At 60.4% G+C, this 25,867-nt stretch carries 20 protein-coding genes; 13 read left to right on the top strand and 7 right to left on the bottom strand.

The window, feature by feature from the left end; genetic code table 11:
* Nucleotides 1-15 precede the first annotated feature (15 nt).
* The gene (locus KIK84_RS10460) at nucleotides 16-2,607 is read right to left on the bottom strand and encodes a DNA internalization-related competence protein ComEC/Rec2 (protein ID WP_214123035.1); all 2,592 of its coding nucleotides are present in this window, start codon (nucleotides 2,605-2,607) and stop codon (nucleotides 16-18) included.
* Nucleotides 2,608-2,615: 8 nt separating this feature from the next.
* Entirely contained in the window at nucleotides 2,616-4,316 is a 1,701-nt protein-coding gene (locus KIK84_RS10465) for an alkaline phosphatase D family protein (RefSeq protein WP_214123036.1), read from the bottom strand.
* 147 nt (nucleotides 4,317-4,463) lie between these two features.
* On the opposite strand from KIK84_RS10465, the gene KIK84_RS10470 reads away from it, so the two are divergent.
* Genes KIK84_RS10470 through KIK84_RS10480 form a run of 3 tightly spaced genes read left to right on the top strand, consistent with a single transcriptional unit; the run spans nucleotide 4,464 to nucleotide 6,761 of the window.
* Entirely contained in the window at nucleotides 4,464-5,051 is a 588-nt protein-coding gene (locus tag KIK84_RS10470; protein WP_214123037.1) for a hypothetical protein, read from the top strand.
* A 48-nt stretch (nucleotides 5,052-5,099) separates the two neighbouring features.
* A complete protein-coding gene (locus KIK84_RS10475) occupies nucleotides 5,100-5,927 on the top strand; it encodes a proteasome-type protease (RefSeq protein ID WP_214123038.1) in 828 nt (275 codons plus the stop codon).
* A gap of 9 nt (nucleotides 5,928-5,936) precedes the next feature.
* Entirely contained in the window at nucleotides 5,937-6,761 is an 825-nt protein-coding gene (locus KIK84_RS10480; RefSeq protein ID WP_214123039.1) for an alpha/beta fold hydrolase, read from the top strand.
* Between the two features lie 21 nt (nucleotides 6,762-6,782).
* On the opposite strand, the gene KIK84_RS10485 is transcribed toward KIK84_RS10480, so the two are convergent.
* Complete coding sequence (locus KIK84_RS10485; protein ID WP_214123040.1) at nucleotides 6,783-7,520, bottom strand: TerC family protein; 738 nt, start codon at nucleotides 7,518-7,520, stop codon at nucleotides 6,783-6,785.
* Nucleotides 7,521-7,588: 68 nt separating this feature from the next.
* On the opposite strand from KIK84_RS10485, the gene KIK84_RS10490 reads away from it, so the two are divergent.
* The 3 genes from KIK84_RS10490 to mgrA are packed head-to-tail and all read left to right on the top strand — an operon-like array spanning nucleotide 7,589 to nucleotide 10,443.
* Complete coding sequence (locus tag KIK84_RS10490; RefSeq protein ID WP_214123041.1) at nucleotides 7,589-8,344, top strand: MgtC/SapB family protein; 756 nt, start codon at nucleotides 7,589-7,591, stop codon at nucleotides 8,342-8,344.
* A 14-nt stretch (nucleotides 8,345-8,358) separates the two neighbouring features.
* Nucleotides 8,359-9,381: a bile acid:sodium symporter family protein gene (locus KIK84_RS10495; RefSeq protein WP_214123042.1), complete on the top strand. Its 1,023-nt coding sequence runs from the start codon at nucleotides 8,359-8,361 to the stop codon at nucleotides 9,379-9,381.
* Between the two features lie 24 nt (nucleotides 9,382-9,405).
* Entirely contained in the window at nucleotides 9,406-10,443 is a 1,038-nt protein-coding gene (gene mgrA / locus KIK84_RS10500) for an L-glyceraldehyde 3-phosphate reductase (protein WP_214123043.1), read from the top strand.
* 14 nt (nucleotides 10,444-10,457) lie between these two features.
* Here mgrA and KIK84_RS10505 read toward each other — a convergent pair whose 3' ends face one another.
* Nucleotides 10,458-11,363: a LysR substrate-binding domain-containing protein gene (locus KIK84_RS10505; protein ID WP_214123044.1), complete on the bottom strand. Its 906-nt coding sequence runs from the start codon at nucleotides 11,361-11,363 to the stop codon at nucleotides 10,458-10,460.
* A gap of 114 nt (nucleotides 11,364-11,477) precedes the next feature.
* Between KIK84_RS10505 and hglS the strand changes: the two genes are divergently transcribed.
* Nucleotides 11,478-12,893 (top strand): 2-oxoadipate dioxygenase/decarboxylase HglS, encoded by a 1,416-nt coding sequence (gene hglS / locus KIK84_RS10510; protein WP_214123045.1) that lies wholly within the window; start codon nucleotides 11,478-11,480, stop codon nucleotides 12,891-12,893.
* Between the two features lie 20 nt (nucleotides 12,894-12,913).
* Here the strand turns inward: hglS and KIK84_RS10515 are convergent, their stop codons facing one another.
* The gene (locus KIK84_RS10515; RefSeq protein WP_214123046.1) at nucleotides 12,914-13,837 is read right to left on the bottom strand and encodes a LysR family transcriptional regulator; all 924 of its coding nucleotides are present in this window, start codon (nucleotides 13,835-13,837) and stop codon (nucleotides 12,914-12,916) included.
* A 72-nt stretch (nucleotides 13,838-13,909) separates the two neighbouring features.
* Between KIK84_RS10515 and KIK84_RS10520 the strand changes: the two genes are divergently transcribed.
* Nucleotides 13,910-14,887 carry a sodium-dependent bicarbonate transport family permease gene (locus tag KIK84_RS10520; protein WP_214123047.1) on the top strand — a complete coding sequence of 326 codons (978 nt, stop codon included), beginning with the start codon at nucleotides 13,910-13,912 and terminating at the stop codon, nucleotides 14,885-14,887.
* Here the strand turns inward: KIK84_RS10520 and KIK84_RS10525 are convergent, their stop codons facing one another.
* Together KIK84_RS10525 and KIK84_RS10530 are read right to left on the bottom strand one after the other, a co-directional pair.
* Entirely contained in the window at nucleotides 14,888-15,265 is a 378-nt protein-coding gene (locus KIK84_RS10525; RefSeq protein WP_214123048.1) for a hypothetical protein, read from the bottom strand.
* Between the two features lie 78 nt (nucleotides 15,266-15,343).
* Nucleotides 15,344-17,689 carry a DUF8769 domain-containing protein gene (locus KIK84_RS10530; RefSeq protein WP_214123049.1) on the bottom strand — a complete coding sequence of 782 codons (2,346 nt, stop codon included), beginning with the start codon at nucleotides 17,687-17,689 and terminating at the stop codon, nucleotides 15,344-15,346.
* Nucleotides 17,690-17,946: 257 nt separating this feature from the next.
* Between KIK84_RS10530 and gyrA the strand changes: the two genes are divergently transcribed.
* The 5 genes from gyrA to KIK84_RS10555 are packed head-to-tail and all read left to right on the top strand — an operon-like array spanning nucleotide 17,947 to nucleotide 25,787.
* Nucleotides 17,947-20,613: a DNA gyrase subunit A gene (gene gyrA, locus KIK84_RS10535; RefSeq protein ID WP_214123050.1), complete on the top strand. Its 2,667-nt coding sequence runs from the start codon at nucleotides 17,947-17,949 to the stop codon at nucleotides 20,611-20,613.
* A gap of 2 nt (nucleotides 20,614-20,615) precedes the next feature.
* Nucleotides 20,616-21,767: a 3-phosphoserine/phosphohydroxythreonine transaminase gene (gene serC / locus KIK84_RS10540; protein WP_214123287.1), complete on the top strand. Its 1,152-nt coding sequence runs from the start codon at nucleotides 20,616-20,618 to the stop codon at nucleotides 21,765-21,767.
* A gap of 4 nt (nucleotides 21,768-21,771) precedes the next feature.
* Nucleotides 21,772-22,854 (top strand): prephenate dehydratase, encoded by a 1,083-nt coding sequence (gene pheA, locus KIK84_RS10545; RefSeq protein ID WP_214123051.1) that lies wholly within the window; start codon nucleotides 21,772-21,774, stop codon nucleotides 22,852-22,854.
* A 37-nt stretch (nucleotides 22,855-22,891) separates the two neighbouring features.
* Nucleotides 22,892-23,767 carry a prephenate dehydrogenase gene (locus KIK84_RS10550; RefSeq protein ID WP_214123052.1) on the top strand — a complete coding sequence of 292 codons (876 nt, stop codon included), beginning with the start codon at nucleotides 22,892-22,894 and terminating at the stop codon, nucleotides 23,765-23,767.
* 10 nt (nucleotides 23,768-23,777) lie between these two features.
* Nucleotides 23,778-25,787, top strand: a complete 2,010-nt coding sequence (locus tag KIK84_RS10555) for a bifunctional 3-phosphoshikimate 1-carboxyvinyltransferase/cytidylate kinase (RefSeq protein ID WP_214123053.1) — start codon at nucleotides 23,778-23,780, stop codon at nucleotides 25,785-25,787.
* The last annotated feature ends 80 nt before the right edge of the window (nucleotides 25,788-25,867 follow it).

Raw genomic sequence — 25,867 nt, forward strand, 5'->3', positions numbered from 1 at the left:
GTAACCGACGGGTCATTAATGTACATGATGCAACCAATATCGCCTAGCCCCCTCGCGGCTGCACACCGTGCTCTGCGCTAGGGATAACGCGTTGGACTGCCACTGCATGGCTCCACAGGTGGGTGACACCAAGAGCGCGCTGCCCAACTCGGCATAGCGCTGCACAACGGGCGCGGCAGGGTGGCCATAGCGGTTGCGGTAACCCGCTTGCACCCACGCCCAGACTGGCTGCACGGCCTGTAGCCAGTCTGGCGTGCTGGAGGTTTTGCTGCCGTGGTGCGGCACCAGCAGCACATCGGCACGCAAATGGTCTGGCGGGTAGCGCTGCAGCAGCGCTTGCTCTTGCGCCGCTTCGATATCACCCACCAAAAGAGCCACTGCCCCGCCCTCATTGCGCGTGGCAGGGCCAGCCTCGATGCGCAGCACGCACGAGAGGGTGTTGGGGCGCTGCTTGGTGGCGCTGTTGCTCTGCGCATAGTCCTGCTCGGTGGGGTGCAGCACGCTAAAGCGCACGCCATCCCACTCCCACTGCTGGCCTGCTAGGCAAGGCTGGGCAGCGGGGTGACCATCGCGGCCCGTGGCTTGTACCAGCGGGTGATCGGGTGCCAAACTGCTAAGGAGCCGCGCCTGTGGCTGGCTTTGCAGCACCGTGGCGGCACCGCCCACGTGGTCGGTGTCGCGGTGGCTGAGCAGCAGCACATCCAGCCGCACGCCCAGGGCTTGCAATAGCGGGTTGATGACGCGGTTGCCCGCATCGCTGTCCTCGCTGTAGCGCGGGCCCGCGTCGTACAGCAGGCTGTGGTGAGCGGTTTGCACCAGCACGGCGTTGCCCTGCCCTATGTCGGGCGCGAGCAGGGCAAACTGCCCCGGCTCAGGCCGCGCAGGTTGCCACAGCAGCAGGGCCAAGAGCGCAGGCAGCCCCAGCAAACGCATGCGCCACGGCATAGGCCACGCCAGCCACAGCGCCCCCACCAAGCCCAACACCACCAGCGGCCACGGCGGCACAGGCCAGTGCACGCTGGCCCACGGCCACGCCACCAGATAGCTGGCCACCGCATGAAAACCCTGCGCCGCCCACTGCGCCAGCCCCCACAGCGGCGGCACTAGCACGCCCAGCAGGGACAGCGGCGTGAGCACCAGCGTCACCCACGGTATGGCCAGCAAATTGGCCACCAGCCCCACCAAGGACAACTGCCCAAACAAGCCAATGGACAAGGGTGCCAAGGCCAGCGTGATAACGCCCTGCTGGTACAGCAAAGCACGCACATGGCGCCACAGAATTCTCCAGCCAAATATTCCTGCAGAGCTTGCTGCATAAGCTGAAGCAGCTCCTAAATCTGTAGCAAACAACACCGCCACCGCGACAAAACTGAGCCAAAAACCCGGCTGCAGCAGCGCCCACGGGTCCAGCAGCGTGACCGCCACCGCGCTGCTCAGCCACACCACCTGCCATGGCCAACGCACCCCCGCTTGGCGCACCAGCACCGCCACGGCCAGCATGCACAGCGTGCGCTGGGCTGGCACGCCCCAACCCGCCAGCGCGGCATAGGCAGCAGCCAGCAGCAAACCACCCAGAGCAGCCGCCTGCGGCGCAGGCCAGCGCGCGCACAGCCACGCCGACTGTCGCCACAGCCAGCCCAGCAGGCGCACGGCCAGCCAAGCAAACAAGGTGATGTGCAAGCCCGAGATGCTGATGAGGTGGCTCAAGCCCGCGCTGCGGTACACGTCCCAGTCCGGCGCGTCGATGGCGGCTTGATCGCCCAGCACCAGCGCCGCCATGAGCCCGGCGCTGTGCGGGTCATCCACCTGCTGGCTGATGCGCTCGCGCAGCACCGTGCGCAGCCACGCCACCGGGGCCCGCCAGGGCGCTGCGTCCAGCCGCTGCGGCACTGGGTCTTTGGCACTGGTGCGCACATAGCCCGTGGCTTGCACGCCCTGCTCCCACAGATACAGCTCGTAGTCAAACCCATGCGGGTTGTGCTGGCCGTGCGGGGCTTTGAGGCGCAGCGTCATGGCCCAGCGTTCGCCGGGCAGCAGCGCCACCGGGGCGCGCTGCAGGCTCCAAGTACTGGCATCGGCATCGCTGCCCGGGCTGGCTCCTGCTCCTGCTCCTGCTCCTGCTTCTGCTCCAGCGCCTGCCGCCGTCCAATTTGTCGCACCGTAGCGCGGCGCGTACCAGCCCACATCCAGCAGCGGGGGCAATTGCACCGGCTGCCCGCGCAGCGTGGCGCTGTGCACCGCCAGCCGAAAGCGCGTGCCCGTGGGGTGCAGGCGCGGCATGTCATCCACCACGCCCACCACGGCAATGTCTTGCCCCTCCAGCGCGGGGGCTAGGCGCTGCGCATCGAACACCGCAGCACGCCACCCGGTGCTGCCCCAACCCAGCACGGCGGCTGCGAGCAGCATCCCCAACGGCAGCGCCAAGCGCCTGCACGGAGTGTGTGCCTGCCAGCGGGCACAAAGCCACAGCAGGAGCAACGCCGCCGCACAGCTCCCGGCATAAAACCCTGCCGCATACAACTGGGCTTGCTGCAACTGCAGCGCCACCCCCAGCAGCCACGCCAAGGCAGCGGTGCTGATGCGCAGTGGTGGCAAAGTCCGGCGCATGCTGCCGCTTAGGCCTGCTGCACCCGATTGCTGCCCGCCTCCACCGCCAAGCGGGCCAGTGTGCGCACGCCGCTATCGGGCTGGGTCACGTCATCCAGCACGCGCAAGGTGGTGGTGAGCTGCTTGGCACCGAACTCCACCACGCCGTAGCCGCGCAAACTGCCCTCACCCAGCACCCAGTGCGGGTTGTCGGCCACCTGCTGGGGCACGTGGGCCGCGCCACCGTAGTTGGAGCTGATGCTGGTGCCCGTGAACTCCACCGCCAGTGCGGGGTTGCGCGGCCCCATGGGCTGGCGGTAGTCGGCCAGCGCGTGGCCCACCCAGTTGGAGTGCACATCGCCGCCCAGCAGCACGGGGTTGGGGGCGCGGCTGTCTTGCAGGGTTTGCAGCAGGCGCTGGCGGGCGGCGGGGTAGCCGTCCCAGTTGTCGTTGCTCACGCTGGTATGCGGGGTGACCCCGCCCATGGCGTTGGGGCCAAAGCGGGTGGTTTGCACCAGCACCGTCCAGCGCGCACCGCTTTTCTGACTTTGCTGCAGGCCTTGGGCCAGCCACTGCTCCTGCGCCGTGCCCAGCAGGCTGCGGCTGGGGTCGGTCAGTTCGGCGCAGGCGCTGGCCTTGGTGCTGCCTTTCTTGCCATCGGGCCCACTGCATGCGGGGGCGGCTCGGTACTGGCGGGTGTCCAGCACATGCCAGTCCAGCAGCGCACCGCAGCGCTGGCGCTGGTAGAGCTGCAGGCCCTTGCCTGCGCCCAGCCAACTGCTCAGCGGCAAGGGCTGGTTTTCGTAATACGCCTGGTAAGCCGCTTGGCGCTGCGCTGCAAAGGCTTGTGCAGCCGCTGGGTCTAGCTTGCCGGGGGCAAAGTCGGCGGCGTAGTTGTTCAGCACCTCGTGGTCATCCCACGTCAGCAGCCACGGGCACTGGGCGTGCATGGCTTGCAGTTGCGGGTCGCTCTTGTACAGGGCGTAGCGGTCGCGGTAGTCGTCCAGCGTTTGTGGCAGCGCCAGGCTGTGGCTGCGCACATCGCCGGGGCGGCGGGTGCTTTCGTAGATGTAGTCGCCCACAAAGGCCACCATGTCCAGCTGCTCGTCTTGCATATGCCGCCACGCGCCGTAGTGGCCGTGCTCCCAGCGCTGGCAGGAGGCGTAGGCCATGCGCCAGCGGCTGCCCGCTTGCAGAGATTGGCCCTCTGCGGGCAAGGTGCGGGTGCGCCCGGTTGGGCTGGTGACTGCGCCTACGCGAAAACGGTAGAAGTACCAGCGGTCCGCCGCCAGCCCCTGCAGCTCCACGTGCACGCTGTGGCCCAGCTCGGGCAGGGCCAGCGCTTGGCCACTTTGCACCACGCGGGCAAAAGCCTCGTCGTGCGCCACCTCCCACAGCACAGGCACTGCCCCCCAGCCCGCGCGGGCTTGGGCTGCGCCAGCAGTGCTGGCCGCCTCGGCCACGCCGGGCACAAAGCCCTCGGGCAGCAAGCGCGACCACAGCACCATGCCATCAGGCCGCGGGCTGCCACTGGCCACGCCCAGCGCAAACGCGTTGTGCTGCCAGCGCTGCGCTGCCGCATTGGCAGCCACAGCCCAGCCAGGAGCCAAGGCCACAGCAGCCAAAGATCCCATGGACGTGCCGATGGAGCTTAGCCACTGGCGGCGCGATAGCGGGGAATGCGGAGATTGCGGAGATTGCAAAAGGTGGGAGATGGATGGGGTGGACATGGGTCTCGTCTCAGCGCTGAAGCGCAATGGGGTGGACTGTAGTGACAGCAGCATATTTAACCAGCAGACTCGTCACAAAGCTACACTGGGAAGCTAGCGGGATATACCCAATAAGCCCTGCACTGGGAAATCAAAGAGACAACACCGATGAAGACATTTGCAACTGTATTACTGGCATTTTTTTTATGCGCCTGCTCCAATATCAACGCATTAAAAAAACCAGAAACCACCCAAACCATCACAATTAATAAAGACTATTACGAGAAAAGAAAAGGTATTTTTGACTCCAACATAGTGACCGGCATTAATCCCGGCATTTATACCAGTATTGGCGAGAATGAAAAAGGAACGTTCTTCACCCAAGAAGGAAAATCCACTTTCACTTTGATTGGAAAAGATGCGGACTTCTATGTAGAGAACAATAGATTTCCGGAAAAAAATGAAATCCGCAATTTCTCACCCCGCATCCGCATTGGCGGAATATTCATACCCAAAAACAAATACACCGACGTAGCGAAAATTTTTTACATCGGTGATGGACACTCCAGTCAAACGGGCATGATTGGTCAATTAGATTTATTTTTAATAATTACATCCTTACTCCAACAAGATCAAATTTTCTTTATCACCATCACATCAAGAGACTTCATTCGCTCTATCAAAGTCAATAACAGCGATACCGTCTCAACGAATAAGACTTCCACCACCAGCAGTCCATCCTCTTCCAAGGAATAAGCCCAGCCAAGCTGCTAGACTGCCCCATCACTCTTTTTCTCTCTGCCCATGACTTACTGCGTCGCTGCCAAACTCAATGCTGGACTGGTTTTCTTGTCGGACTCGCGTACCAACGCGGGCATGGACCAGATCAGCACTTTCCGCAAAATGATCGTGTACGAAAAGCCGGGCGACCGTTTCATGGTGCTGCTGTCGGCGGGCAATTTGTCCATTTCGCAGTCGGTGCGCGAGATTTTGCAGATCGAAAAGCTCAAGGACAAAGACGAGGACGACGGCATCACCATCTGGAATGCCAAGAGCATGTTTGACGCAACGCGCGTATTGGGCTCGGCCATTCGCCGCGTGCAAGAGCGCGATGGCGCGGCACTCAAAGCTGCTGGGGTGGACTTCAACGTTTCCCTCATCTTTGGCGGGCAAATCAAGGGCGAAGGCATGCGCTTGTTCCAGGTGTATTCGGCGGGCAACTTCATCGAGTCCACGGCCGAAACGCCGTTCTTCCAAATTGGCGAGTCCAAATACGGCAAGCCCGTGCTGGACCGCGTGATCGCCCCCAGCACGCCGCTGGACGAGGCAGCCAAGTGCCTGCTGGTGTCGATGGACAGCACGCTCAAGTCCAACCTGTCGGTGGGTTTGCCGCTGGATTTGGTGGTGTACGACGCCGACACGCTGCAAACCGACAAAGTGGTGTGCATTGACGAGCACAACCCTTACCTGAAGATGCTGCGCGCAGCATGGGGCGACAAGCTGCGCCAGGTGTTTGACAGCATTGAAGACCCGCTGTGGAACGGCGGCACCACCGATGTGCCACTGCGCGTGCCCCATGGCCGCCACCAGCAGCTGAAAAAGATCAGCACGCCCGACGAAAAACTCATTTAAAAGGCTGCCATGTCGCTGCCCGCTACAGAGCATTTGGTTTTTGCGCACGGCAACAGCTTTCCCAGCGCCACCTACTCGGTGTTTCTGGATGCCATGCGCCAGCGTGGCTATGGCGTGCACCCCATCGACAAGGTGGGGCACAACCCGCGTTTTCCAGTGAGCGATGGTTGGCCACATTTGGTCGATGAACTGGCCGAGCATGCGCAGCAGGTAGTGCAAGCGCTAGGGCAACCCGTGTGGCTGGTGGGCCATTCGCTGGGTGGGTATTTGAGCCTGCTGGTAGCGAGCAAACACCCTGGTTTGGTACGCGGTGTGGTGCTGGTAGACAGCCCAGTGCTGGGTGGCTGGCGCAGCAAAGTGGTGGCAGGTGGCAAACGGCTGGGGCTGAACCAGCGCTTCTCGCCGGGGGTGGTCAGCCGCAAGCGGCGCAACACTTGGCCGCATGAACAAGCCGTGCTGGAGCACTTTGCCTCCAAGCCACTGTTTGCTAGCTGGCACCCCCAGTGTCTGCGCGACTACGTGCAATACGGTACAGCAGACCACCAGGGCCAGCGCGTGCTGGTGTTTGACCGCACTGTGGAAACCGCTATCTACGACGCGCTGCCGCACGACATGCCACAACGCCTGCGCCGCAGTGGCTTGCAGCGGCCCGTGAGCTATGTGGGGGGATTGGCATCCAACGAAGCGCGCCGCACGGGCTTGGCGGCCACACGGCGCATCACCCAAGGCCGCATGCAAATGTTAGAAGGCAGCCATTTGCTGCCCCTGGAAAACCCCTTTGCTACCGCCGCAGCGGTGGAAAGTGCGCTGCGGGGGATGGGGTCATTGCGCTGAGCAGTTGCGCTTCGATAGCGCTTAGTCGATCTTGTCTTCAATACGCAGCGCAGCGGCTTTGTCGGCGGCCAACACGGCGGCGGCATCGCGGCCACGCTTTTGGTTCATCCACCAGCCCAAGCCCACCACCGCCACAGTCAGGGCGGCAGGCAGCAGCACGGTTTCGTGCAGCAGGTGGGGCAAGTAGGGTTGCACAGCGGCGTCAGAGTCCATCATTTCGCCCGCAGTCCAAGCAATGAGACCAGCCCCCACGTACACGATAACGGGGAAGCGGTCCATGAGCTTCATGATGACGGTAGAACCCAGCACGATGAGCGGGATGGACAGTGCCAAGCCCACGATGAGCAGCGTCCAATCGCCTTTGGCTACACCAGCAATGGCCAAGGTGTTGTCCAAACTCATGACCACGTCGGCAATGAGGATGGTTTTCACAGCCGAGAGCAAGTTGCCGTGGGTTTTGTGCTCTTCGCCTTCGGCTTCATCGTCTTCTACCAGCAGTTGGTAAGCAATCCACAACAGCAGCAAGGCGCCTGCAAACTGCAAATACGGGATTTTGAGCAACTGCACAGCCACCACGGTCAAGATAACGCGCAGCACAATAGCGCCACCACTGCCCCACAGCACGGCTTTGCGCTGGTGCTCGGGCGGCAGGTTGCGGGCGGCCAAGGCAATGACTACGGCGTTGTCGCCCGAGAGTACGATGTTGACCAGCATGATCTGCGCCAATGCGGCTAGGAAAGCAATAGAAAAAAAGTCCATCGGTGTACTAAGCCTTATAAAAACTAGGTCGATTATCCCAATACGAATACCCCCTGAAAAATAAGCCCATGCAAAGCCTGTCTCTCAACCAACTGATAACGACCTATTGGACGGGTCTTGAACTGCAAACCAATCTGTTGATTTTTTTGAACCTACTGGGGGCCTTGTTTTTGGGCGGCTTGGTGGGCTATGAGCGCTCCTACCACGGGCGTGCTGCTGGTATTCGCACCTATGCGCTGGTGTGCATGGCATCTACGGCCATTACGGCAGTAGCGGGTTACCCGCACCTGTGGTTTGGGGCGCTGTACCCCAACACGATGGCGGGTGCTGACCCGACGCGGGTGATCCAAGGGGTGGTGACGGGCATTGGCTTTTTGGGTGCTGGGGTGATTGTGAAAGACGGCTTTCAAATCACCGGCTTGGCCAGCGCGGCGTCTATTTGGACGGCCTCCTGCATTGGGGTGCTGCTGGGTGTGGGGTTTTATGCGGCGGCCATTTTGCTGGCGGTGCTGTGCATGCTCACCATGCTGTGGGGCAACCGCATAGAGAGCAGCTTGCCAACCCACCCTGCCCTGTCCTTGCGTTTGATATTGCAACCGCACAGCAGCCTGAACCTGCAAGCACTCAACGAACACCTGCAACCCATGGGTTACGAAATTTCGACCGAAACTTTCAGCATCTACGCGGATCACCAACACATGGAAATCAAATGCATAGCCACGGTGGCGGATAAAGAGCGCGCCATCGGTTTGGATGCATTGGCCAAAATCATGCGTGCATGGCCCGATGTGCAGAGCATCTCCATGTCCCACGCACGCAACTAATAAAAAAGGACGCTATGACAACTACGAACCAACCCCACACCCCATTGACCCCGCCCCAACGTGCGCTGCAGTTAATGCGCAAAGAATGGTTTTTGTTTTGCATGATGGGCATGGTGGTGCTGGCCAGCTTCACGCCCCATTGGGGCAAGAGCGGTGGCGTGCTGCACGGCGACCAAGTGGCCAACGTGGGCATTGCCATCGTGTTCTTTTTGCATGGGCTGGGCTTGTCTACCGCCAATTTGCGCCAAGGCGCTTCGCGCTGGCAGGTTCATGTGTTTGTGCAGTTGTGCACGTTTGTGGCTTTCCCCTTGGTGTGGCTGCTGCTGCGCAATGTGGTCTCGCCTTGGATGAGCACGGGCTTGGCGCTGGGTTTTTGCTATTTGGCAGCGCTGCCTTCCACCATCTCGTCATCGGTGGCCATGACGGCCATGGCCCGCGGCAACGTGCCGGTGGCCATCTTCAACGCCACGCTGTCCAGCCTGATTGGCATCGTGCTCACGCCCTTGCTCATTACCTTGATGGCGGGCAGTAGCAGCGGTGGGGCGTTGTCGTTCACCGATGCGGTGGTGGGCATTGCCAAGCAGTTGCTGTTGCCACTGGTGCTGGGACAAGTGTTGCGACCTGTGCTGCTGGACTGGTACCAAAAGCACAAGGCCTTCACCACGCTGCTGGATCGTTGGGTCATCCTCATGCTGGTGTACAACGCATTTTGCGATTCGGTGGCCTCTGGCCTGTGGCGCGACAACGGGCTGGACACCATTGCTATTGCCATGGTTGGGGCCGCGCTGTTTTTGCTTCTGGCGCTGGCCTGCACCCGCTGGGCGGCCAAAACGTTCCACTTCAACACCGAAGATGAAATAGCCGCCGTGTTTTGCGCCAGCAAAAAAACCTTGGCATCGGGGGTGCCCATGGCCAAGCTGTTGTTTGGAGCGCACCCCTACTTGGGCTTGATATTGCTGCCCATCATGCTCTACCACCAGTTGCAGCTGTTCACCTGCTCCATCATGGCCAACCGCTACGCCAGCCGCAAAGACTAAAAACACCACCAGGAGACACGCCCCATGTACCACGCAGAACCCACCCGCTATGACGGGCGCATGCCCTACCGCCGCTGCGGCACCAGCGGCTTAAAGCTACCCGCCCTGTCGCTGGGGTTGTGGCACAACTTTGGCGATGCCACGCCCATGGAAACGCAGCGCCAAATGCTGCGCACTGCATTTGATTTGGGCATCACGCACTTTGACTTGGCCAACAACTACGGCCCGCCCTATGGCAGTGCCGAAACCAACTTTGGCCAACACCTGAAGCGCGACTTCAAGCCCTACCGGGATGAACTCATCATCTCCAGCAAAGCGGGCTACGACATGTGGCCCGGCCCCTATGGCCAAGGCGGCGGTTCGCGCAAATACGTGCTGGCCAGTCTGGACCAAAGCCTGCAGCGCCTGGGCTTGGACTATGTGGACATTTTTTACAGCCACCGCTTTGACCCCGACACCCCGCTGGAAGAAACCATAGGTGCACTGGCCACCGCCGTGCAGCAGGGCAAGGCCTTGTACGTGGGCATCAGCAGCTACAGCGCGGCCAAAACACGGGAAGCGGCCGCCATCTTGCGCAGCCTGGGTGTGCCGCTGCTGATCCACCAGCCGTCCTACAGCATGCTCAACCGCTGGGTGGAAGAAGACCTGCTGGACACACTGGATGCGCAAGGCGCTGGCTGCATCGCCTTTAGCCCCTTGGCCCAAGGCCTGCTGACGGGCAAATACCTCAACGGCGTGCCCACCGATGCGCGCATCAACCGCGCTGGAGGCGGCTCGTTCAAGGCCGAGCATTTGTCCGAGCAAAACCTGCAACACGTGCGCGCTCTGCACGAACTGGCCCAAAGCCGAGGGCAAAGTCTGGCGCAGATGGCCATCGCGTGGATACTGCGCCACCGTACCGTGACGTCGGCCCTCATTGGGGCCAGCAAGCCCGAGCAAATCATTGAACTGGCCGGTGCGGTGGACAAGCTGGACTTCAGCGCTGACGAGTTGGCCGCCATCGACCAGCATGCTCAGGACGGCGGCATCAACCTCTGGAAGCGCTCGTCTAGCGCGGTGTGAGCGAACCCTAAGCGCTATACGCCTTGCTGCACCTGCCCTGCCAACCAGTGGGAAAACTGCTGCAGGGGCCCATAGCCCGTGCGGGCCGTGGGCCACACCAAAAAGTAGCGCCCCGGGCTGGGTACCGCTTCTGGCCAAAGGCGCTGCAAACGGCCTTGCCGCAACTCCCCTTCGACCAAAAAAACAGGCAATAAAGCCACTCCTATGCCTGCCAGCGCTGACTCCAGCGCTAGCGAAAATTGGTCCACCAGCACGCCATGCAGGCCTTGCCCCTCCAAGCCCCAATGGGCGCACCAGCGCTCCCACGCATCGGGGCGGCTGCTCACGTGGATGAGCGGCCACTGCAGCACCTGCTGGGGTTGCAGTACAAGCGCAGGGTCTGCGCCGTCCAGCAAGCTGGGACTGCACACGGCCACCATGGTTTCGCCCAGCAGGGGCATGTGCTCGGCACCAGGCCAGTCTGCATGGCCAAAGTGGATGGCCGCATCCACCGAATCGAGCTGAAAGTCAAACTGCGTGAGCCGCGTGGTGAGGTTGATCGCCAAGCCCGGGTGCTGGGCATAAAAATCCTTGAGCCGGGGTGCCAGCCAGCGCATGCCAAAAAACGGCAGCACCGCCAAATTGAGCACCGCCGCTTGCGGATTGGCGCGGAAGGTGAGCGTGGCCGAGCCAATTTTGCTCAGCGCACTGCGCACCTCGTGGGCGTAAGCCATGCCAGCGGCATTCAGACGCACGGTTTGGCGCTCGCGCATGAACAGCTCACCCCCCAGTTGCTCTTCCAGCGCCCGGATCAAGCGGCTGACGGCGCTTTGCGTCAGGTGCAACTCTTGGGCGGCAGCGGTAAAACTGTTCAGGCGCGCAGCAGCCTCAAAAGCCACCAGTTCGCGCATGGAGGGCAAGGTTCGGCGGGTAATGGTCATGGCGACAGCATCCTTCGATCATGATTTTTCAGAATGACCTGAGCATAGAACATCGTTTGACCAGTAGGTTTATCTACCGCACACTCAAAGATCATGCTGTTTTGAAATCAATCCATGACCACCACCCTAGCCCACCAGTTTGTCAGTGCCAATGAGATTCGCAACCGTTTTTCGCGTCTCATGTCGGATATGTACCGCACCGAGGTACCGCAATACGGCACTTTGGTGGATTTGGTCAACAGCACCAATGCCGAGATACTGCAAAAGAACGCCGCGTTGCGCCTGCAACTGGCGCAAAACAAAGAGATTGATAGGCTCTCGGTAGAGCGCCACGGGGCCATTCGCTTGGGCACAGCGGCCGAGTTGTTTGACATGCGCCGCATTTTTGCCGTGATGGGCATGCACCCGGTGGGCTACTACGACCTGACCGTGGCAGGTGTACCCGTGCACTCCACCTGCTTTCGCCCTGTCGATGAAGCAGCCCTGGCGGTCAATCCGTTTCGGGTGTTCACGTCCCTGCTGCGCTTGGAGTTGATTAACGACCCCGCCTTGCGCGCCCAAGCAGCAGATATTTTGGCCAAGCGCCGCATATTCACCCACCGTGCGCTGGAACTGGTGGCGCTGTGCGAAGCCGAAGGCGGCCTGAGCAACGAAGAAGCCACCGAATTTGTCACCGAAGTGCGCGAAACATTCCGCTGGCACAGTGAAGCCACGGTCAGCCACAACACCTACCAAGCCCTGCTGCAAGCCCACCGATTGGTGGCCGATGTGGTGTGTTTCAAAGGCCCGCACATCAACCACCTCACCCCCCGCAGCTTGGATATAGACACCGTGCAAATCCACATGCCCGCCCATGGCATGAACCCCAAAGAGGTGATCGAAGGGCCGCCCGCACGGCGCATTCCCATCTTGCTGCGCCAGACCAGCTTCAAAGCGCTGTCCGAGACCATCACGTTCCAAAACGAGGCCGGCAGCAACCACACAGGCAGCCACACTGCACGCTTTGGCGAAGTGGAGCAGCGTGGTGCCGCCCTCACCCCCAAGGGGCGCGCGCTGTACGACCAGCTACTGCACAACGTACGCACCATGGAAGGCAAAGGCAACGACAACAACGCCACTGCGCAATACGAGTGGCAGCTCAAGAAAGCGTTTGCCACCTTCCCAGACGATTTGCACAGCCTGCGCACCCAGGGCTTGGCCTATTTCCGTTACCAACTGACGCACCAAGGCGTGGCCATGGCGGGCAATGTGCACGATGTCAGCGATATGGATTTGCTCATCCAAGCAGGCTTGGTCATGTTCACCCCCATCGTGTATGAAGACTTCTTGCCCGTGAGCGCTGCGGGTATCTTCCAGTCCAATTTGGGCAGCAACGAGCAACGCCACTACGATGGCAACGCCGCCAAACACGACTTTGAGCAAGCGCTGGGCGCTGCCGTGCTGGACGAATTCGCGCTCTACGAACAACTGCAGCAAGCCTCTATGGATGCTGTACGCCACGCTTTGCAACGTGCCCCTGATGGGCACTGACGCCGCAATGGCAGCGCTTGCTAGACCCTCCTAACTTGCGCTGCGGATGGATCTCCCCCTGATCGCACCTCGCGCAGCAGGTGCTGCTTGAAGGCCTGCGCCAAGGGCGAAAGCCGCTTGGCCGCAGGGTGCACCACATGCCAGCGTGAAGCGATAGGGAAACTCTGTGCATCCAGCACGCACACCCCGCTTTGCTCGGTCAAGCCTTGCAACGCCCGCTCGGCCACCACACCCACACCCAAACCGCCCGCCACGGCTTCCTTGATGGCTTCGTTGCTGCCCAGTTGCATGCGCACATCGGGCTTGAAACGCAGTTGGCGAAAGTGCTGATCCACCGCCATGCGCGTGCCCGAGCCCGGTTCGCGCAAGATAAAACGCTGCTGCTTGAGGTCAGCCAAGCTCGCTTGACGCTGGGCCAGTGGGTCTGCTGCCGCCGCAATGAGCACCAAGGGGTTGTCCATGAACACCACATCGTCCAAATCCAGGTGGGCAGGTGGCTGGGACATGATGTACAGGTCATCCAAATTGCGGCTAAGCCGTTCTACCACCCCATCGCGGTTGAGCACTTCCAGCGCCACGTCAATGGCGGGGTAACGCTGGCAAAACGCCCCCAACACGCGGGGCATGAAGTATTTGGCCGTGCTGACCACGGCCACACGCAAACGCCCCCGGCTCAAGCCCTTGCGGCCATCCACCGCCTGCTCAAAAGCCTCCCATGCTTGCACCATGGCACGGGCGGTGTCGGCCAGCTCCTGCCCAGCATCGGTCAGGTAAAGCTTTTTGGACACCACTTCGTACAGCGGCATACCCACGGCTTGCGCCACCTCGCGCAGTTGCATCGATGCGGTGGGCTGCGTCACGTGCATGGCCTTGGCCGCAGCACTGACGCTGCCCGTCTCGGCCACAGCCAAAAAAAGTTTGAGCTGGCGAAAGGTGATATTCATAGATTTTTATCTATATCCAATCATGTGAATATCGATTTTACTTTAGGCATACAGCCACCTACTATGCCGCCCATGAACAACTTTCTCGACCCCGCGATTCTTTTTTTCCTACTCGGAATACTGGCTGGGCTGGTACGCTCCAACTTGGAAATCCCCCCCGCTATTGCGCGCTTTTTGTCGCTGTATTTGCTCATGGCTCTCGGGCTTAAAGGCGGCTTTGCGCTGGCGCACTCAGGCATCACCACGGAAGTGGCCAGCAGTTTGGGGCTGGCCGTGTTCTTGGCCATCGCCATTCCGCTACTGAGCTACCGCGTATTGCGCCGCTTGACAGAACCACTCAACGCAGTGGCCATTGCAGCCACCTACGGCTCGGTCAGCGCGGTGACCTTTGTCACGACCGTGCAGTTTTTGGAGCGCCAGCACATCGCCTACGGCGGACACATGGCAGCGGCCATGGCGCTGATGGAGTCGCCTGCCATCTTGCTGGCCGTGTTCATGGCCAATGGCTTGCGGCACCAACAGCAAGCCCAGCTTGGCCAAACCGCCGCCCATGCACCCATGCCACTGCGCACGGTGCTGCACGAATCGCTCACCGACGGTTCTCAAGTCGTGCTACTGGGCGCTATGGCGGTGGGTTTGCTCAGTGGCGAAGAAGGCAAAGCCGCCATGCAGCCCTTCTCAGGTGATTTGTTCAAGGGCATGCTCGCGTTTTTCCTGCTGGATATGGGCTTGTTAACCGCCCGCAACCTGCCGCTGCTGAAAAGCCAGTCCCGCTGGCTACTGGCCTACGCCGCCGTAGCGCCCTGGGTGCACGCCGCCATTGCATTGGTGTTGGCGCGGCTACTGGGGCTCAACGCGGGAGATACCACGCTCATCATGGTGCTGTCGGCCAGTGCGTCGTACATAGCCGTGCCTGCCGTGCTGCGCTATGCCATTCCGGAAGCCTCCGCGTCCATTTACGTAGGCCTGTCGCTGGGGGTCACATTTCCCATGAATATTTTGGTGGGCATTCCTACCTACGCATGGCTGGCGCAGACGGTGGCACGCTAACTAAAAACCAAAGGAAAAGGATATTTCCAACGTGTCAGGCACATAGCCATCCACGTGGGGAATCATGGTGACATGGACGTGTGCTTGCGTGTGAAAAATAGCTGGGATAGTGACCACCGCTGCCCCAATAGGAATTGGATCGCGGCGGTAGCCACTCACGATACCCGCAAAACCCCCTAAACGAGCACCGCCGACTACCCAAGGCTGCCACGCCACGGCACCGTAGTTACTAGGGCGTCCAATGCTGTTGGAGTAATGGCCTGCCGCCAAACTGAAATCCGCATCCAGCGCGCACAACAGCCCTAGGCCATAGGTGTCGCTGCGGTAACCGGGTTGTGAGTGGTAAGCAGCCAAATGCAGCTGCGGTTGGCAATCCATGGAAAAAGTCCCCTCTGGCGCATGATGACTGTTTTAAAACGGTTTACTAACGTTTGACGTGTAAACAATGGCAAAAAATCAGAATAAATCTGCGATCCAGTCGCGGTCATCAATCCAGTACACCGCGTTCTCAGGAATAGGCCTTTGGCCTTGGTGCAGCAAGCGCTGACCACGCACCACATCGGCCACTAACCGCATCTCACCGGTGAGGCCACTCACTCTGGCATCGACTTGGTTGCCCTGCTGCACAACGCTGCTTTCTAGGCGCAGCACCCGCTGCACGAATGCGGCAAAGTCGGCATCGGTTTGTATGCCTTCTTGGGCGTAGGCCCACACCACTGCAGTGCCTCGCCCTGCTTGGGGGCCACTGGCGTGCGTGGCCGTCAAGCGCACAGCGTTGTAAGCCAAGCCGTCGTTGAACAAGGTCCACGCAACGGGTTGTCCATCCACGCCTTGTGTCCACACGGGGCGCAGCGCCACAGCCACGTCCTCGCGGCGCAGCAGCAATGTCTGGCCCAAGGGCAGTTCGACTGCCTGGGCTTGGTGGACGCTGAAATCAAACCCCGCCAGCAACTCGGCTTGCACACCGTCGACCCGCTCCAATCGCAAGTCGTCTATACGCACTTGCGTGCGGTTGCTGCTGGTGGAGTAAATCCACGCTTTGACGGTGGCAGCTCCAGCGGGTGCCACATAGCTCAGACTGCGCTCCACCGCCGCAGTGTCCCCGCCGCGCACCCGTAGGTTGTGTTCAGTGCCTATCAGGCGTTGGGCCGCATCGTAAAAATTCAGGTAGAGGTAAATGTCCCCGCCCTGCAATTGGGTTCGGATGCGGTAGTTGCTGCCAGGCACAGCGGGCAAGGTGCGGGCAATGCCCACCCCCAACGCAGCGTCCTCGTCGGTCAATTGCACATGGGTGCGGCCAGCGCTGTCTTGCTGCACCGCGATGCGGGTACTGCTCCCATTGGGGGCCACGTCGTACTGCCAAGCACTTCGGGTGGTATACAACTCCACGGGCTTGTCATTAATCCAATACTGGGCATCGGCAGGCAAGGTGATGACCGACTCCAGCGCAGCGTTTTGGGTCACATCATTCTGAATGGAGGCCATGAACAACACTTGCGCATCGTTTTGCACGCTGGTAGCAAAGGGTTTGAGGTGCAGTGCCTTCATGTGCCCCGAACCGGCTTCAAGGGTTTTGTTCACCCCATAGTAGTCACGCCGCCCATCCATGAAGTAATTGATGATGGGCACTTGCGCACCGCTGCCCATGTTGATGACCAAGGGCGCGTTGTCATGCCCCGAGCGGTAAATGGCATCGGCCGAACTCACCCCCACATTTCGCCCCATGTAGTGCGCTAACCGTTGCTCTGGCGCAGGGCCCCAACGCTGGACTATGAAGCGGGGAAAAGGCCTCTCCAACCATTGACGGGCACTCTGTGGCGGCGTTGTCCATGCGTAGTGTTCGTATGGACCGCCCAGTGGGATGGAGGCACCAGTCAGGGGCAATGTGGTTGGCAACCAACTGGTTTGCGCCATTTTGCGGTTGAGGGCACCGGTGTTGAACAAACGGTCGTAATCGCGGCTGTGCACGCCTCCCAGCCTAGCACCCGGTGTGAACCAGTGCAGCGCAATGTCATGCCACAGAAAATTCAAACCACTGCGTGCCGCCGCCCGGGTAGCCTCATTGCTGGCCACATTGGCGATCAAGGCCAGGTTGTCCAGATCGACTTCGTAGTACGTGGGGCTCAGGTACTCGTTGATACCGCTTTGGGCGGTGTAGGCCAACCAATCACGCAGCATGTTGTGGCCTTGCGTGGCCAAGCTTGCATCGTGCAACGCATCGCCCATGGCGATGAGGTTCCACGTTTTCATCAAATAGATGTTCGTGTAGCTGATGGGAACTTGGTGGCGCGTGATCCCTTCTTTGGCTAAGCGCCCTATTCGCTCCAGTGCGGTTCGCTGCTCCGGCGATAGGTGGTTGGCATACAACAAAGGAATCAGCACCAGTTTGCGCACCACAAACTCGATACCGTTGCGATCCACCAGTTTCGTATCACCCGCATACCAGTGCATGTTGCCGTAGGTGGGACTGCTGGGATTGGCATCTTGCAAAGAAACCAAAGCCCGCAAGGCGTCGTCGATGGTACTGGGGTCGTAGCGCAGAGCGATGGCATCCAAGGCAAAACCTGCCACATCGATGGATGTTTGCCGAGTACGCACCACGCCATGGTCGAACAAACGGTTTTTGCGTGCGTCCAGCGCACTTTGCCATTGCGGCAATGACTCGGGGCTAGGCTGCCAAACCGCGTCGTCTACTGGTTGCGCGTGCAACGACAAAGGCCAAATGGCACCGCACAGAAGCAGTGCCCCATGGGCTAGGTATAGCGCCAAATAGAGGACAAAACACCGTAGGCACCGCTGCATAGCACCGCTCCCCCAAAGAACAGGCGCCCATCATATGCATGCGATGCATAAAAGACGAGGTGACCGCCACGCTGACTCACATAAAGCAGTGTCGACAACTGAACATGCAAAGTTCATTAGCAAATCCAATGCAGGCGCTAACCCTGCATTCAGCAGGCGGTCACAGCCAATAGACACAGGGCCTGCCAAAAAGTTCCGCAGTCGCCATTTAGAATGGCAAGCTTGCCTCGAACCCGAGGAAACCGAACCCACCGTCTATGAACCAGTTCGCCAAAGAAACCCTTCCCGTCAGCCTAGAAGAGGAAATGCGCCGCAGCTACCTCGATTACGCCATGAGCGTGATCGTGGGCCGCGCCCTGCCCGATGCGCGCGATGGCTTAAAGCCCGTACACCGCCGCGTGCTGTTTGCGATGCACGAACTCAACAACGACTGGAACCGGGCTTACAAAAAGTCCGCCCGTATCGTTGGTGACGTCATCGGTAAATACCACCCCCACGGTGACCAGTCGGTGTACGACACCATCGTGCGCATGGCGCAGGACTTCTCCATGCGCCACATGCTGGTCGATGGACAGGGCAACTTCGGCTCCGTAGACGGCGACAACGCTGCGGCCATGCGGTATACCGAAATCCGCTTGGCCAAAATCGCCCACGAACTGCTGGCCGACTTGGACAAAGAAACGGTCGACTTCGGGCCCAACTACGACGGCAGCGAAAAAGAACCCTTGGTTCTGCCCACCCGCTTGCCCAACCTGCTGGTGAACGGTTCTGGCGGTATCGCGGTGGGTATGGCCACCAACATTCCACCGCACAACCTCAACGAGGTGGTGGATGCCTGCTTGCACATGCTGCGCAACCCCGAGGCCAGCATCGATGACCTGATGGACATCATCCCCGCGCCCGACTTCCCTACTGCTGGCATCATTTACGGCATCCAAGGGGTCAAGGAAGCCTACCGCACCGGCCGTGGCCGCGTGGTGATGCGCGCCCGCTGCCACTTTGAGGACATCGACAAAGGCCAGCGCCAAGCCATCATCGTCGACGAAATCCCCTACCAGGTGAACAAAAAGAACCTGCTAGAGCGCATTGCCGAGCTGGTGCACGAGAAAAAACTCGAAGGCATCAGCCACATCCAGGACGAGTCCGACAAGTCCGGCATGCGCGTGGTGATCGAGCTCAAGCGCGGCGAAGTGCCCGAGGTGGTGCTCAACAACCTGTACAAGCAGACCCAGCTGCAAGACACCTTTGGCATGAACATGGTGGCGCTGATCAATGGCCAACCCAAGCTGTGCGACCTCAAGGACTTGATCGAAGTGTTCTTGAGCCACCGCCGCGAAGTGGTGACCCGCCGCACCGTCTACAACCTGCGCAAAGCCCGCGACCGTGGCCACGTGCTCGAAGGCTTGGCTGTGGCGCTGGCCAACATCGATGAGTTCATCGCCATCATCCGCAACGCCCCCACGCCGCCAGTGGCCAAAACCGAGCTGATGGCCCGCAGTTGGGACAGCAAGCTGGTGCGCGAGATGCTCACCCGCACCCGCGCTGACGGTGGCGCTGTCAATGCCGACGACTACCGCCCCGAAGGCTTGGAGCCTTTCTACGGCATGCAAAACGACGGGCTGTACCGCCTGTCCGACACGCAAGCGCAGGAAATCCTGCAAATGCGCTTGCAACGCCTGACAGGCTTGGAGCAAGACAAGATCGTGGCCGAGTACAAAGAAGTCATGGCCGAGATCGAAGACCTGCTGGACATCCTGGCCAAACCCGAGCGCGTGGCCATCATCATTGGCGACGAACTCACCGCTGTGAAGCTGGAATTTGGCCAAACCAAGCTGGGCGCTCGCCGCAGCGAGATTGAGCACAGCGCGGCTGACCTCTCGACCGAAGACCTGATCACCCCCACCGACATGGTGGTGACCCTCAGCCACAGCGGCTACATCAAGAGCCAACCGCTGTCCGAATACCGCGCCCAAAAACGCGGTGGCCGTGGCAAACAAGCCACCGCCACCAAAGAAGACGACTGGATCGACCAGCTCTTTATCGCCAACACCCACGACTACTTGCTGTGCTTCTCCAACCGTGGCCGCCTGTACTGGCTCAAGGTCTGGGAAGTGCCGCAAGGCTCGCGCGGTTCACGCGGCCGCCCCATCGTCAACATGTTCCCGCTGCAAGAGGGCGAGAAGATCAACGTGGTGCTGGCCCTGACGGGCGAGGCGCGCACCTTCCCCGAGAACCGTTTTGTGTTCATGGCCACCTCCATGGGCACCGTCAAAAAGACATCGCTGGACGAATTCAGCAACCCACGCAAGGGCGGCATCATTGCCGTCAACTTGGACGAAGGCGACTTCCTGATTGGCGCTGCGCTGACCGATGGCCAGCACGATGTGATGCTGTTCAGCGACGGCGGCAAGGCCGTGCGCTTTGACGAAAACGATGTGCGCCCACTGGGCCGCAGCGCCCGTGGCGTGCGCGGCATGATGATCGAAGACGGCCAGAGCGTGATCGCCATGCTGGTGGCCGAAGACGAAACGCAAAGCGTGCTGACCGCCACCGAAAACGGCTACGGCAAACGCACCAGCATCGTCGAATACACCCGCCACGGTCGTGGTACCAAGGGCATGATCGCCATCCAACAAAGCGAGCGCAACGGCAAGGTGGTCGCCGCCACCCTGGTGCACGCCGATGACGAAATCATGCTCATCACCGACAAGGGTGTGCTGGTGCGTACCCGTGTGGCCGAAATCCGTGAACTGGGCCGTGCTACCCAAGGCGTGACGCTGATCAGCTTGGACGAAGGCTCCAAACTGAGCGGCCTGCAGCGCATTGTGGAAAACGATGCCAGCGCCCCTGCCGAAGATGAAATCGACAGCGAGACCGACGGCGATAGCCCCGATGCGGCAGGCGACAACGGCGAGGCGGTTTGATGGTGCAACGCCCCTACAACTTCTCCGCAGGCCCTGCGGCCATGCCAGCCGAAGTGCTGGAACAAGCCGCCGCTGAAATGCTCAACTGGATCAGCCCCGCTGGTGTGGCCAGCGGTATGGGCGTGATGGAGATGAGCCACCGTGGCAAGGCTTTCATCTCTATTTACGAGCAAGCCGAAGCCGACTTGCGCGAGCTGCTGGCGGTGCCCAGCCACTTCAAAATCTTGTTCATGCAAGGCGGTGGCTTGGCCGAAAACGCCATCGTGCCCATGAACCTGATGGGCTTGCGCGCCGGACAGAACCCGGCTGCCAGCTTTGTGGTCACCGGCAGCTGGAGTGAAAAATCCGTCAAGGAAGCGGGCAAGTACGGCCGCGCGATGCTGGCTGCCAGCGGCAAGACCGATGCCGGGTACACCCACATCCCCGCTGCGTCCACATGGCAGATCGCCCCCGATGCCAGCTATGTGCACATTTGCAGCAACGAGACCATCCACGGCGTGGAATTCCACACCCTGCCTGATCTGCAGGCACTGGGCTGCGATGCCCCGCTGGTGATCGACTTTTCCAGCCACGTGGCCTCGCGCCCTGTGGACTGGAGCAAAGTAGGCTTGGCTTTTGGTGGCGCACAAAAGAACTTGGGCCCCGCTGGCCTCACCTTGGTAGTGGTGCGCGAAGACCTGCTGGGCCATGCCCTGCCCATCTGCCCCAGCGCCTTCGACTACAAGCTGGTGGCAGCCAACCACAGCATGTACAACACGCCGCCCACCTACGGCATTTACATGGCCGGGCTAGTGTTCCAGTGGCTCAAACGCCAAGGGGGCATTGCGGCGATAGAAGCGCGCAACATCGCCAAAGCCCAGTTGCTGTACGACGCGATTGACCGCTCCAGCCTGTACAGCAACACCGTGCAGGCCGACTGCCGCTCGCGCATGAACATCCCATTCTTCTTGCAAGACGAACATGGCCAAGCCCTGCTCGATGCCGAGCATCCACTCAACGCCGCCTTCTTGGCTGGTGCCCAAGCAGCAGGACTCTTGCAGCTCAAGGGTCACAAGTCGGTCGGCGGCATGCGCGCCAGTTTGTACAACGCCATTCCGCTCGACGGCGTGCAGGCCTTAGTGGCCTACATGCAGGAATTCGAGCGCACCCACTGAGACCATGGTCAGAACCCTTCCCGAACTCCGCGTCCTGATTGACAGCGTCGATCAAGAACTGCTCACCTTGCTCACCCGCCGCGCCGCTTTGGCGCACGAGGTAGGCGAAATCAAACGCCACGAAGGCTCGGTCGTCTTCCGCCCCGAGCGCGAAGCCCAAGTCATTGCAGGTCTGCAAGCCAGCAACCAAGGCGCACTCAAAAGCGAAAGCATTGCCTTTATTTGGCGCGAAATCATGTCCGCCTGCCGATCCTTGGAGGCCCCCCAGCGCGTGGCTTATCTTGGCCCGGCTGGCACGTTTACCGAAGAAGCGGCGATTCGCTTTTTTGGCTCCAGCATCCAAAAACTGCCTTGCAGCACGTTTGATGAGGTGTTCCACGCCACCACATCGGGCGCAGCCGAATACGGTGTGGTGGCATTAGAAAACAGTACCGAGGGTGTTGTTACCCGCACGCTGGATTTGCTGCTGCACTCTCCTCTGCACATCGTGGGCGAAGTGAGTTTGCACATCCGCCACCACCTGCTGCGTACCAGTCCGTCTATCGATGGCATCGAGGTCGTGCTGGCACACCCGCAAGCCTTGGCCCAGTGCCAGCAGTGGCTCAACCAACACCTGCCACGCGCAGAGCGTCGCGCCGTATCGAGCAATGCCGAAGGTGCCCGCTTGGCCGCCACCAACCCCGCATGGGCAGGCATTGCCAGCGAGCGCGCTGGGGCAGAGTTTGGCTTGCACGTAGCATCGCATGCGATCCAAGACGACGCCTTCAACCGCACGCGCTTTGGCGTGGTCTGCTTGCCATCGGTGTTGCCTGCACCGCAAGCCACGGGCCGCGACTGCACCAGCTTGGTGGTATCAGTCCCCAACAAGGCAGGCGCCGTGCACGACATGCTGGTACCACTCAAGCGCCACGGGGTGTCGATGACACGCTTTGAATCACGGCCAGCCCGCTCAGGGCAGTGGGAGTATTACTTCTTCATCGACCTACAAGGCCACCCCACCGATGCCAACGTCCAAGCGGCTTTGGCCGAATTTGAACAGCTATGCGCTTTTTACAAAGTGCTGGGCACCTACCCACAAGCCGACTGATAACCCAGCATGGCACGCATACACAAGGGAGTGATGGATGTTTGAACAACTGGGCCTGATCGGTTGCGGTCTGATGGGCGGCTCATTTGCCTTAGCCATGAAACGAGCAGGTTTGGTCAAGCGGGTAGTGGGTTACAGCAAATCGCCCTCCACCACCGAACGTGCCCGCCAAATGGGGGTGATTGACGTGGAAGCACCCTCGGCGCTGCTGGCCATTTCTGGCGCAGATATTGTGCTGGTAGCCGTGCCTGTGGCCGCAACAGAAGCCACCTTCAAATCCATCAAACACCTGTTGCACCACGACGTGCTGCTGATGGATGTGGGCTCCACCAAAGAAGAGGTGGTGCAAGCCGCACAACGCAGCTTGCGCCAATTTGCCAATTGCTTTGTTCCTGCCCACCCCATCGCGGGCAAAGAAAAAGCAGGCGTAGAACATGCCGATGCCAACCTCTACCACAATCGACAAGTGATTCTGACGCCCACAGCAGTGACCAGTCCGGCCCTGCTGCAAAAAGCGCAAGCTCTGTGGCATGCACTGGGCAGCAAAGTCATCCAAATGACGCCCGAACAACACGATGCCACGTTCGCTGCGGTGAGCCACTTGCCGCATTTGCTGGCCTTTGCGGCCATGAACGCCATCAGCAACCAAAACCAAGGGGCTGACTTTTTGTCCATGGCAGGCCCTGGCTTTCGGGACTTCACCCGTATTGCAGCCAGTGATCCCAGTGTGTGGCGCGATATTTTTCTCTCCAACCGCACAGAGCTGCTGGCCCAGAGCCAAGCATTCCAGCACGCTTTGCAGGCGCTGGAAACCGCTATTACCAGCGGCGACGGCCAAGCACTGGCCAAACTTCTGGAACAAGCCAGCACCACCCGCACCCATTGGACGCTGTCGTCCAAGCACCTGAACTAACCTTTACGCCATGTTTGCCACCCCTTTTCTGGATTTGCCTGCCCTGAGTCATGCCCAAGGCAGCGTGCAGTTACCCGGCTCTAAGAGCATTTCCAACCGGGTTTTGCTGCTAGCGGCCATGAGCGCTGGCACCACCACCATCCACGACCTGCTCGATTCGGATGACACCCGCGTCATGCTGCAAGCACTGCGCGATTTGGGTTGTGGCGTGCAAGTCAGCGGCTCAACCGTAGTCATCACGGGTTTAGCAGGCCAAGCCCCCGCTGTCGCCGCCAAGCTGTTTTTGGGCAATGCCGGCACAGCCATGCGCCCCTTGACCGCCGCGCTCGCCGTGCTGGGCGGCGATTTTGAGCTGAGCGGCGTGGCTCGCATGCACGAGCGGCCCATTGGGGACTTGGTCGATGCCTTGCGCCAACTGGGTTGCCAAGTGGACTACTTGGGCAACGCCGGTTATCCCCCGCTGCGCATTGGCCGCCCACAACTGCAACTGAGCGAGCCCATCCGCATTCGTGGTGATGTGTCCAGCCAGTTCCTCACTGCGATGCTGATGGCGCTGCCCTTGGTGGCCCAGCAAGACATCACCATCGATGTGGTGGGCGAGTTGATTTCACGTCCCTACATCGAGATCACGCTCAACATGCTGCAGCGTTTCGGTGTACAGGTGCGCCGCGAAGGTTGGCAACGCTTCACCATTCCAGCGGGCTGCCAACTGCAAAGCCCAGGCACCATCCATGTCGAGGCCGACGCCTCCAGTGCTAGCTATTTCATAGCATTGGGAGCAATAGCAGCAAGCTCTAGCGGCCAATTAGCTGAAAATGGCATCACCATCCAAGGTGTTGGCGCAGATTCCATCCAAGGCGACATTCGCTTTGTCGAGGCGGCACAGGCCATGGGGGCCCATGTGGAAAGCGGCCCCAACTGGCTGCGCGTGCGCCGAGGTAGCTGGCCGCTCCAAGCCATTGACTTGGACTGCAACCACATCCCCGATGCCGCCATGACTTTGGCCGTGATGGCTCTGTACGCCCAAGGCACTACCACTTTGCGCAACATCGCCAGCTGGCGTGTCAAAGAAACCGACCGCATCGTGGCCATGGCTACCGAACTGCGTAAACTGGGTGCCACCGTGGAAGAAGGTGCGGACTACATCAGCGTGACCCCCCCTGCGAGTGCGCAGGCTTGGTCTCCCGCCAGCATCCACACCTACGATGATCACCGCGTGGCCATGTGCTTTTCCTTGGCCGCGTTCAACCCCGCAGGGGTACCGGTGCGCATCCAAGATCCCAAATGCGTGGCCAAAACTTTCCCCGACTACTTTGAAGCGTTGTTCAGCGTAGCGCAAGCGAAGACAGTGCCTGTGCTGTGTGTCGATGGCCCTACCGCATCGGGCAAAGGCACGCTGGCAGCGGAACTGGCCAGCCAGTTGGGTTACCACTTTTTGGATTCCGGCTCGCTCTACCGCATCACAGGCTTGGCCGCCAGCCGTGCAGGCATTGCCTTGGAAGCAGCCAACGAGGGACGCATCGTTGCATTACTGAAAAGCTTGCCCATCCACTTCGAAGGCAGCCACATTTGGCTGGGCGACGAAGATGTGAGCGATGCCATCCGCACCGAAGAAGCTGGCATCAACGCCTCGCGTGTGTCGGCATTCCCTGCCGTGCGTGAGGCACTGATTGACTTGCAACGCGGTTTTCGCCGCTTGCCAGGGTTGGTTGCCGACGGCCGTGACATGGGAACGGTGATCTTTCCCGACGCCCAACTCAAGGTATTTTTGACCGCCAATGCGGCCAAACGCGCCGAACGCCGCTTTGCCCAATTGCGCAATCGCGGCGTAGACGCTACACTTGACAGTCTTCGCGCTGACTTGGAGGCTCGTGACGCCCGCGATCAAAATCGCGTGGTAGCCCCTCTCAAGCCCGCACAAGATGCCTTGCCGCTGGACAACTCCGAACTGACGATAGAAAAAACCGTCGCGACGGTGCTGGCTTGGTGGCAAGACAAACAACCGTTTGCCACACACTGACAACGGTATTTTTGGCCCCCTAGGCTCCTCTCGCGCAGCAAGCGCACTGGTCTGGGGGTTCATTAACTTAACCCGCGACA

The organism is Curvibacter sp. CHRR-16, assembly GCF_018474005.1.
Taxonomy (GTDB): Bacteria; Pseudomonadota; Gammaproteobacteria; order Burkholderiales; family Burkholderiaceae_C; genus Allorhodoferax.